The organism is Rhizobium sp. SEMIA 4085, from assembly GCF_013004495.1.
Lineage (GTDB): Bacteria > Pseudomonadota > Alphaproteobacteria > Rhizobiales > Rhizobiaceae > Rhizobium > Rhizobium gallicum.
This window is the reverse complement of sequence record NZ_JABEPH010000588.1, coordinates 1-2,273: the sequence shown is the minus strand read 5'-3', so window position 1 is coordinate 2,273 and position 2,273 is coordinate 1. Positions and strand designations below refer to the sequence as shown.

Here is a 2,273-nt window from a genome sequence, read left to right as displayed (position 1 = left end):
GGCTAATGCTGCCGAAATCGCCGCGCTGAAGGTCGAGAGGGAAGCCCTTGCGCAGCGCGTCTTCAAGCTTGAAGAAGAACTGGCTCTCGCGCAGTTGCATCGTTTTGCGCCGCGCAGCGAAAAGCATATGGATCGCCTCTTCAACGAAGCCGAGCAGAGCGCCCTTGAGGGGGATGAGGACAGCGACGACATCGATGAGGCCGATGCCGTTGATCATCCGCACACAGGACTGCCGGACACCGAAAAAAGCCGGAAGGCAAGAAACCCGGCCGCAGACCGCTGCCGGAGAACCTGCCGCGCCAGGGCGTCGAATATGACCTTGCCGACGACCAGAAGGTCTGTCCGTGCTGCAGCCACCCGCTGCATCGGATGGGCGAGCTCGTTACCAAGCAGCTTCACATCGAGGTGAAGGCCACGGTTCTGCAGAATGCCCGGGCCAAATATTCGTGCCGAAACTCGACCGCACCGGCATCAACACGCCTGTTGTCATCGCGCCGATGCCGAAGCAGCTGCCTTCCAGGCAGCATCGCCACCGCTTCGACGCTGGCCTTCGCGCTCGTTCATAAATATGTCGACGGCACGCCGCTCTATCGTTTGTCGCAGGTCTTTGAGCGCGCCGGGGTTCCGGTCAGTCGCGGCGCTTTGGACCAATGGGTGATCGGTTCGAGCGAGAAACACCTGTATCGTATCTATAATGTGCTGAAATCGCGACTCCAGTCCCAGACCGTCATCCATGGCGACGAGACCACGGTTCAGGTGCTGAAGGAAGCGGGCAAAGAAGCTACCAGCACGTCGTATATGTGTTGGGGTGGACGGCCCCCGAACGGCATCGAAACGTGCCAGAGTGAGTCGTTAAGATCTCAAACAAAGGGAGCCGTCCGTGGACAAGATTACTCGTATCGGCATCGATACGTCAAAGCATGTCTTTCAACTGCATGGCGTGAACGCCGCCGAGAAGCCGGTCTTGCGCAAGAAAATGCGCCGCAAGGAATCGATAGATTTCTTGACGACCTGCCCGCCAACCGTGATCGCCATCGAAGCTTGTGGCGGTTCCCATCACTGGGCTCGGCTGCTGACCTCGCTCGGGCATGAGGTGAAAATGATCGCGCCGCAGCTCGTGAAGCCTTACGTCAAGCGGAGTAAGAACGACGCCGCTGACGCTGAGGCGCTGTGCGAGGAGATGAGCCGTCCGACGATGCGGTTTGTGCCGGTCAAGACGGTCGATGAGCAAGCGGCACTCATGGTGGTCGGCGTCCGGGGTCGTTTGATCCGCAACCGTACCCAACTCGCCAATGCTATCCGCGGCTATGCCGCTGAATTCGGCATTTCCGCCGCCAAGGGCCTGGCCCATATTCCTTTGCTTCTTGAACGGATACAGGCCGACGCGACGGTGCCGGAATTGGCACGGGAATTGTTCGCGAGTCAGGCAGAGGAATACGCGCAACTGGAAGAGAAGATTGCCGACGTGGATGCGAAGCTCAAGGCATGGCAGCGTACCGATGAACGCAGCAAACGCCTCAACAGAATTCCCGGCATTGGCCCGATCGGCGCGGCGCTTCTGATCATGAAGACACCGGCGCCGGAACTATTCCGATCCGGCCGTCAGTTTGCCGCCTGGATTGGGTTGACGCCGAAGGACCACTCGACCGGCGGTAAGCTGCGCCTCGGCCGCATCACGCGAGCAGGCGATGAGGCATTGCGAGCGGTGCTGGTGGTCGGAGCAACCACTGTCATTCAGCATGCACGGCGATCTGGCAAGGCTTCTCCATGGTTGACCGAACTGCTGAAACGCAAGCCGCCGAAGCTTGCAGCCGTCGCCCTCGCCAACAAGATGGCGCGTATCGCCTGGAAGATCATGGTGTCTGGAGAGACATACAACGTAAAGTTAGCGCCAGCGCTGATGGTCAACGCCGCATGAAGATCGGCAACGTATAGAAAGTCTAGTCCTTCAATCCGCGTGCTGATGCCAGAACTTGCAAGATAGGAGCAGATGGTGTGATCAATCGATCCACGACGTGAGACACTCCGTATAGGCCCATGGCCTTCTACAAGGTCGTGTATGTGTTTGGGGCTCACGTTGCGGAAACCATCTTGGCCAGCGTTCATGTGCGAGCGCAACAACAGGCCGGACGTATGGACGCAAGCGATGCGGTCAAAATCATCTCAAAAATATCTTGCGAGCAGGGGGGCCGTCCACGTATGCCTATCGCAGCGGCGAGGGCAGCGAACAGACAACGGAGCTGTTCGCTGATCAGCCCGGGCGCGGGCAGGAA

General features: G+C 59.1%; 2 protein-coding genes and 1 pseudogene. All 3 read left to right on the top strand.

Going from position 1 to position 2,273, the window contains the following annotated elements:
* Positions 1–843: pseudogene (locus tag C9413_RS31330) on the top strand (transposase); the annotation flags it as partial.
* Positions 844–880: 37 nt separating this feature from the next.
* Entirely contained in the window at positions 881–1,918 is a 1,038-nt protein-coding gene (locus C9413_RS31325) for an IS110 family transposase (RefSeq protein ID WP_170251429.1), read from the top strand.
* Between the two features lie 119 nt (positions 1,919–2,037).
* A partial coding sequence (locus C9413_RS32925) for a hypothetical protein (protein WP_210263676.1) occupies positions 2,038–2,273 on the top strand: 236 nt, incomplete at its 3' end.